This window comes from Bartonella sp. ML70XJBT.G (assembly GCF_028618575.1).
Taxonomy (GTDB): Bacteria; Pseudomonadota; Alphaproteobacteria; order Rhizobiales; family Rhizobiaceae; genus Bartonella.
Genome location: NZ_JAQITA010000028.1, coordinates 1 through 8,610, shown reverse-complemented (window position 1 = coordinate 8,610; position 8,610 = coordinate 1). Strand labels below are relative to the sequence as shown.

Sequence of the window (8,610 nt, the reverse complement as noted above, 5' to 3'; positions counted from 1 at the left end):
ACCATCATCCTTTTTATTATAATGAACAACCGCTGAATCTTCTGACTGAAGATGATTAATCTGGTTAGTAATCTCATTTTTAATATTCGTGAAAGACGTACCTACACCTTCAAAAGCAGCAGAAACATTCTTATACTCTTGCTCTTCAGAGTTACCATCCTCTTTAACTGTCTTAACTTTGAAGATTGGAGCTACCCATGTGCCATTCTCATAGCTCGCACCACCACCAAAATAGCTCGCAACTTTATCACCCAAAGAATGAAGCTGCGAACCATTTACTGCTTCTGTTGAAGCAGCAGATATATCTCCGGAAGCAAGATACTTAATCTTGCTATTCGTTTTTTCTTCTTCTCCATGCTGCGCTACAAACGCATTATCTTTAGCGCTCCAGTTCAAAGAATCCTGTGCAACTCCCTCTGAGACTTCCTTAATCCGCTGATTCACATTCTTGATATTCTTATCTAACCCTTCAAAAGCTGAACCAACAGTTTTAAAGCTATCCTTTTTTACATTTCCTTGTTCATCAACACTGGATAAAGTATAGGTCGGTTCTGTAAAAGAACCCTCTCTAAAAGTTACTCCACCACCAAGAATTTTCGCAACACCATCAGTTATTTTATGAACCTGTCCACCATTGATTGCATCATGGGAATTCTCAGAAATAATACCAGCAGAAACATTGTGGAGCGCTGTGAGGACCTTATCTTTACCTCCCAAAGTAACATTTGTATAATCAGTTTTATCATCCTTTTTATCATAATGAACAACCGCTGAATCTTCTGACTGAAGATGAGTAATTTGGTTAGTAATCTCATTTTTGATATTTGTGAAAGACGTACCAACTCCAGTCAATGCTTCCGCTACATTGGTATAGTTCCTCTCTTCAGAGTTACCATCCTCTTTAACTGTATTTATCTTAAAGTTAGGAGCTTGCCATTCTCCTTTTTCGTTATAACCAGCTCCGCCACCAAAATAGGTCGCAAATTGCTTGTTTAAAGAATAAAGTTGGTTACCTGTAACAGCATCTGTGGAACCAGAAGAAATGTTACCATCCGAAAGATGTGTTATTTTGCTAGCTTTTCTGTCATTATCTTTCCCATGAAGCGCACTAAAAGCATTGTCAGACTTGCTCCACAATAAAGAATCCTGTGCAATTCCCTGAGAGACTTCTTTAATACGATCATTCACATTCTTGATATTGAGATCAAGACCTGCAAAAGCTGTTCCAACACCTTGATAAGAACTCTTGCTTACTGTTCCATCTGTAGCAATATAAGATAAGTTATAGGTTGGCTCTGTAAAAGTACCATCTTTAAAAGATGCTTCACCACCTAAGAATTTGGCAATATCTTCACCAATTTTGTTAATTTGACCACCATTAATTGCATCATGCGATGCTGAAGAAATTGCACCATCCGCAACATTATGGAGAACGGTAAAGGTTTTATCTTTACCTCCTAAAGTGATACTCGCATAATCAATCTGATCATTATCTTTTTTATCATAATGCACAACAGCGGAATCATCTGACTGAAGATGAGTAATCTGGTTGGTAATTTCATTTTTAATATTCGTGAAAGACGTACCAACTCCTGTTAAAGCTTCGGCTACATTGTGATAAGTCTCATTTTTTTCCTGACCTTCAGCGTTAACTGTATTAACCTTAAAGCTTGGAGCTACCCATACGCCATTCTCATAACTCGCTGCACCACCAAAATAGGTCGCAACCTTATCACCTAAGGAATGGAGTTGATTACCCGTAACAGCATCCGTTGAACCAGCAACAATATTGCCATCTAAAAGATGCGTAATTTTGCTATTGGTTTTTGCACCATCATTCCCATGCTGAGCATTAAAGGCGTTATCAGTCTTGCTCCACGATAAAGAATCCTGTGCAACACTTTGAGTCACTTCCTTAATCCGATCATTCACATTCTTGATATTTGCATCAAGCCCTGCAAAAGCCGTTCCAACACCTTGAAATTTGCTCTCTGTTACACCGCCATCTTTAGAAATGTAGGATAATTTATAGGTTGGCTGTGTAAGAACACCGTTTTTAAAGGATGCTTCTCCACCTAAGGATTTAGCAATATCTTCACCGATTTTATTAATCTGACCACCCGTGATTGCATCGTGCGAATCCTTGGCAATACTACCATCAGCAACATTGTGAAGTGCAACAGATTTTTTCTCTTTACCACCTAACGTCACACTCGTGTAATTAATGGTGCCGTTTTTATCATCTTTATCATAATGAACAACAGCAGACTCATCTGACTGAAGATTATCAGAAAGTTTCTTCAAACTTTCTTGAAGCTGACCTTTGTTAACAGCTTCATTATCCTTTGTTGCAGCTTTCACACCGGAAAGTGTCCGATCTGCTTTGGAACTGTTGGCGATGTTGATTTCATTGCCTTCTACTTCTTTACCAATAGTGATATAATTGGTTTCTTTATCTTTCTTAATAAGGCTATCACCTTGTACATTGGTAATCGCATTATTAATCTGTTGAGTAATTTTATTCTGAACGTTTGTAAAAGAAGTACCAACACCAGTTAAAGCCTCTGCTACATTTTTATAAGTCTTATCTTCTTCTTTGCCTTCACCGTTAACAGTTTTTAGTCTAAAAGTTGGTGCAGTCCATTGCCCATCTTTATAACCAGCTCCACCGCCAAAATAGGTCGCAAGGGTATTGCTCATCGAATAGAGCTGTTTACCCGTAATGGCATCTGTAGAATCAGAAGCAATATTACCATCTAAAAGATGTGTAATCTTACTATTTGTCTTTGCATCATCCTTGCCATGCTGAGCACTAAAGGCTTTATCTGTTTCACTCCACAATAAAGCATCGTCTTTGACAGCAGTAATGGCATTATTTACTTGTTCAGTCACTTTATTCTGAACATTTGTGATAGAACTACCAACGCCACTCAAAGCATCGGCGACATTTTTATAAGTCGTCGTTTCTTCCTGTCCATCATCTTTAACTGTTTGTACTGTAAATGTTGGGTCAGTCCATTTGCCATCCTCATATTTGGCACCACCACCAAAATAGGTCGCAAGAGTATTGCTCATAGAATAAAGCTGTTTACCCGTAATGGCGTCTGTAGAATCTTCCGAAATATTACCATCTAAAATATGCGTAATCTTGCTATCTTTTCTTGTCTCGCCTTCCCCGTGAGAAGCAACAAAGGCATTGTCAGAATTATTCCAATTTAAAGAATCCTTTGCAACTTCTTGAGAGACCTCCTCAATGCGCTTATTTACATTCTTGATATTCATGTCAAGACCTGAAAACGCTGAACCAATATTGGTAAAGACAATCGGTGAGCTCTCGCCATCTACAGTAATACTAGATAAACTATAGACTGGTTCTTTTAAAGTGCCATTCTCAAATGATGCATTACCTCCTAAGACTTTTGATACATCCTTACCTATTTTATACATCTGCTGACCATTGATCGCACCCAGTGAAGACTCAGATATATCACCATTAGCAATATTATGAAGTGCAACAGGGGTAGAACCTTTGCCTTTTCCAAAAGTCACATTCGTATAATCAATTTTACCATCGTTCTTTTTATTGTAATGAACAACTGCTGAATCATCTGACTGAAGGCTCTCAGAAAGTTTTTTCAAATTGTCATCAAGCTGGCCTTTGTTAACAGCTTCATTGTTTTGCACTGCATCCTTTACACCGGAAAGTGTCCGATCTGCTTTGGAACTGTTGGCGATGTTGATTTCATCACCTGCTACTTCTTTACCAATAGTGATATAATTGGTTTCTTTATCTTTCTTAATAAGGCTATCACCTTGTACATTGGTAATCGCATTATTAATCTGTTGGGTAATTTTATTCTGAACGTTTGTAAAAGAAGTACCAACACCAGTCAGAGCTTCTGCTACATTATGATACGTCGCATCTTCTTCCTTGCCTTCACCGTTAACAGTTTTTAGTGTAAAAGTTGGAGAAGTCCATTGCCCATCTTTATGCCCATCTTTATAACCAGCTCCACCGCCAAAATAGGTCGCAAGGGTATTGCTCATCGAATAAAGCTGCCCCCCCGTAATGGCATCTGTAGAACCAGAAGAAATATTACCATCTAAAAGAGAGGTAATTTTACCTCTTAACTTCGGTATCGGTTCCCCCCCTTCCTCTTCAAAACCCTTTCCATGCAGCGCTACAAACGCATTATCCCTTTCACTCCATAATAAGGCATCGGCTTTTACATTGGTAATGGTATCATTTACATTGGTAATGGCATCATTTATCTTTTTGGTAATTTTATTTTGAACATTTATAATAGAACTACCAACTCCACTCAAAGCATCGGCGACATTCTTATAAGTCGCATCATATTCTTGTCCATTATTTTTAACTGTTCTTACTCTAAATTCTGGAGCAAACCATCTGCCATCTCTATAACTAGCTCCACCGCCAAAAGATTTGGCTATATTCGTGGCAGCGGTATTAAAATTATCTGATACCGTTTTCACATTTTTATTTGTAGCAAACAACTGCGATCCAGTAACGGCTTCTTTTGAATTTTCTGAGATGTCACCAGCTTTTATACCCGTAAGAGTACGCTGCTCGCTTTTGTTATTGGTAATATCAATTTTGTCACCATCGGTTTTTTTACCAATGGTGATATGTCTTGTATTGGCATCCTGTTTTACAAAACTACTGGCGGTTACTTGATCTTTGATATCTTTTTCAACTGTCTTCAGCTGTCCAAAATTCACAGCATCGGTCTCGTTAGTACCCGTTGCCACATTGGTTATCTTTTTATTCCCTGCATTAATACCGGCAGTTGTGATTTGTGGACCTTTCGCAATTTTCAAGCCCGTGGCATCGAAAGTATTGGCACCTGCTGTTACGCTCTCTAGTGTGATGTTCTTTGCTAAATCAAACTTTACCTTGTTGTCATCTTGTCCTTTGGTGATTTGGAGATTGTTACTTCCAGTAGAAAAATCTACGTCACTATCTAAAAGCACTGTTTTAGCATTTTTACCATCAACAGACAGTTTCCAACCGTTCTTTCTTACAACTTCTTCTAAATCTTGCAGCTGTCTAAGATTCACTGCATCAGAAGGTTTACTACCAGCTGCAACACCTGTAATCTGTCGTGTTATAGCATCACCATCACCAACACTAAAAGCGCCCACAGTACTCTTCCATTGGGATTCGGTGTTGGTGGCTGGTCCTTGCAGAATAGGAGTATATCCAAAAACACCAGCGGCCCTATTGGACACAGAATTGTTCCCTATAGCAATACCACCATCAACATTCACTTTGGAATCGTAACCTATAGCAATACCTCCCTTTGCATTTGCCTTTGAAAATACCCCTAAAGCAATACTTTGCTCTGCATTTGCCTCTGAATAAAAGCCTACAGAAACAGCGTGTTTAGCCATTGCATAGGCACGATGACCAACAGCAGTGGTACCATACTCCATAGCCTTAGAAACAGCACCCAAAGCCGTTGAATAATCACCATTGGCAGTGGTATAATCATTATCCCCGTGCTCACTCTTCACATTATATTCAGAACCTAACGCTACACTGCTTTTCCCCAAAGCGTGTGCCATGCGACCTATAGCCATACTATCTTCTTTTGTCGCCTCTGCCTCATTACCCACAGCTATACCGAATTTCCCCGTTGCCTTTGCTTTCTCACCAATAGCAACACTGTGTTCACCGCTTGCTTTTGTCAATCCACCAAAAGCAACCCCAGCGTCTCCTGACGCTTCTGCCCCCACACCTATAGCAACCGTCACCTTCCCACTTGCAAGTGCAGCAACACCAAAGGCTTGCGATCCTCCAGTCCGTGCCGTTGCATTTGCACCAAATGCTACGGAATAATTTCCCGTTGCAGAAGAACCACAACCGGTGGCAAAAGAATAAATACCATAAGCCTCAGGCATGATATTTGTATCACCACCCGTCGATGCCCCCATATAACCCGTACCCCCACTGGTCCTCCCATCACCAGACCATCTTTGTTGATTTAAGCTTTGGCTATAAGGAGAAACGCCATTTACCGTTTTGTATTCGGCAAATCTCTGATATTCTTCTTCCACACTTATTATACGCCCAGAACGCGGAGCACTTCCTCCACGACCAGTAACATGATCTACACCACAGAAATCATCATCACCAGAAAAAACAATACTGCCATGACTCCCTTTAGGATAACTTACCTCTGGAGCATTTTGACTCATATTCTTTGCTGCTGTAATAGCGAGATTCGAAGCCACCACAGGAAATCCACTCGATAAAAGCATGGCCATTGCCGTTCCCAACGAAAGCTTTGCAAATAAAGATAAACGCCGAGAAACAGATACAGCATGCAAACTAGGTCTCTTTGATGTGGCAGATAATTTTTTCATAACAAACTCTCCAATGAAAAAATTTAAAAAGCATATCCAGAACATAAAAAAGACACATTTCAGTGTTATTTGCACTGTTGTAGTAGTACTTGTATCAAAACTTGTGATCAAAGTGAGAACATTTTGAGTCTTTGTTTTTGTTTTGTGACGCTTTCTATGTTGAGATCTAAATGTGGAAATGTTTAATGGACTGAAAATGATACATTTAGATTATATTCAGGTTTAGAGGCGGTTTTCGCCCTTTGGGTTTTAAAAAGGGATTTTATGTATTTAAACATTAAAGGCATTTTACTTAATAAGGATCTTATTACTTAAAACAGTACTTTCAGAAGTATTTTGTTACTTTAAAGTTGGTAATGAATTCTTTCTTATTAAGAAGTTTTTTTCTTAATAAGAGGTAAATTATTAACCTATGATACTTAAGAAAAATAAGGGGTTTTGATTTATAGCATTTTTTTATCAAGTGTAATGCAACAGTGTGAATTTGTTTTGCTATTATTTTTTCGTCTTTTACGCATTACTCCCCCCCTTTTAATTATCTTATTTAATCAAAATGAGTCTTACTAATATACCTCTCTCACCACTATCTGTTATTTAACAAAATAGCAACAAAAAAATAAAACTTTTTATTAATTGGAATAAAAATATATGTTTTCACATCGTTATGTGATCTTTTTTCAACATTAAAAACAATATTCTAAAAAAAATTAGCGTTTACAAAAAAATTGAACATAAACGACTCTTTAAAAATATTACAAAAGATAAAATACAAATTCTCATATAATTTTCAAACAAAATACTTAAAAGAAAACTATATTTTCATAACTCAAGTACAATCTTGCTGGCTATCTATTAATTCAGCTTTACTCTTAAGTTGCTCCTATGCTCCAATGTCCTTCTGAAATCGTCGCAAATATATTTGACCAAATCTTCCTATTTTCAGACATATAACTTGCTCCAATCGCGAAGGCGGATTGATTGCACCATATGCCTGTCTCAATCGATAAACTTAAAGAGTCTAGCATATTTTCATAACTCAAATTCGATACAGCTAAACCTATAGCCACTGCCTGTCTCGACTCTTCGCGACAATAACCTTACCATAACTGGCTTTTCGTTTGCTTATAGGCATTTGTTTACGTCTTTTATGTTATATGCATAAAGCTCAAATTGAGAAGAATATAGGAATAATCTCTGCTGAAGAGATGAAAGTTTCATGGGATGCTACAACAAAACTTTCCATGCCTTTGTCATCAGAATCACTAAAATGATTAAACAAACCCTTTGTTTTCCAAAAATGATTTTATCCTTTCACTTACCGATTGTAATCCCTTTTCACATACGATAATGATATCATATATAACTTGAAATATAGCCGCGCATAAAGCTATTTTACACAACTGGCTAGCATAAATAACAATTTTCCCTCAAAAGAGGCATCTCCCTACAAATTACAATATCTTTGATTGTAATCTCATCACCACAAATCATATGGTATATCCCCGTTACAAACTGACAATTGGTATATTATGCAAAGCAACCTGTATCTTCATTTTATTATTGAATAATAATACTCCATTCATTCATAATGCGATTGTTATGTTCTTTTTTCATAAAAACAGTGCATCATAAGATCAAATTTTGCCGCGAAAAGACAAAAAATACTTAATAAAAGCAATTACTCAATTTCCAAAAGAATGTCTTTTAAACAATAACAAAAATCGAGAATAATATGGATTCTACAAATTATTCCTCTTTGATACGATAAATACTTTTTTACCACAAACTTACCAATGAGAACGTCAAATAGGCTATTTATTGATAGTGATCCTTTATTTCCTATCGATCTCCATGAGTGATTAAAAAATTCCCTTCGCCTTATTTAAGAGAAGGGAAATTTCTATTTTTTTTACTGTTAATTCAACGTGACCCTAAATCCAGCACCTATACCCCAATGACCTCCAGCACTCGTTGCAGATATATTAGAGCGGAATTTCCCATTTTCAGACATATAACCAGCACCGATAGCAAATGCCGATTGGCTACGCCATACACCCGTACCAAATGAAAAACTTACTTTCCCTGGTGTATCGTCATAACTTAAATTAGAGACAGCCAAACCAACAGCAGCTGCTTGTCTTGCTTCTTTGCGTACATCCTCAACTGCATAATTTAACGTCTCAAACTTCATATCCGTGTAGGCTTTGGATTCATTAACCC

At 37.5% G+C, this 8,610-nt stretch carries 3 protein-coding genes; all 3 read right to left on the bottom strand.

Features of this window, described 5'->3' with window-relative positions:
- Positions 1-6,390: hypothetical protein (locus PVV64_RS09295; protein WP_273760742.1), on the bottom strand; the 6,390-nt coding region annotated here is incomplete at its 3' end.
- A gap of 869 nt (positions 6,391-7,259) precedes the next feature.
- Complete coding sequence (locus PVV64_RS10585; protein WP_404978426.1) at positions 7,260-7,415, bottom strand: YadA-like family protein; 156 nt, start codon at positions 7,413-7,415, stop codon at positions 7,260-7,262.
- Between the two features lie 890 nt (positions 7,416-8,305).
- Positions 8,306-8,610, bottom strand: a 305-nt coding sequence (locus tag PVV64_RS09290; RefSeq protein ID WP_273760741.1) for a YadA-like family protein, incomplete at its 5' end; no start/stop codon positions are given.